The organism is Nocardiopsis potens DSM 45234 (assembly GCF_000341105.1).
GTDB classification, from domain to species: domain Bacteria; phylum Actinomycetota; class Actinomycetes; order Streptosporangiales; family Streptosporangiaceae; genus Nocardiopsis_A; species Nocardiopsis_A potens.
Map to the genome: position 1 here is coordinate 1 of NZ_ANBB01000075.1, position 245 is coordinate 245.

The 245-nt window shown below is 75.1% G+C and carries 1 protein-coding gene; it reads left to right on the forward strand.

Going from position 1 to position 245, the window contains the following annotated elements; all coding sequences use genetic code 11:
* The coding region (locus tag D459_RS35650) for an AMP-binding protein (RefSeq protein ID WP_040711374.1) at positions 1-245 on the forward strand (245 nt) is incomplete at both ends.

Genomic DNA, 245 nt, shown 5'->3' on the forward strand with positions numbered 1-245 from the left:
CGCCGCCCCGCTCTGCGCGGTCTGCGACGAGGAGAGCGCGCGGCTGCTGCCGGAGGCCCCCGGACTGGAGCTGGTCGCCCCGGACGCGGGCGAGACCGCCGGGCGCTCCGCCGATCCGGTGTCGGATGCGGATCGGCGGGGGCGGCTGCTTGCGGAGCACCCTGCGTATGTGATCTTCACGTCGGGTTCGACGGGGCGTCCGAAGGGTGTGGCGGTGCCGCACGGGGCGATCGTGAACCGGTTGG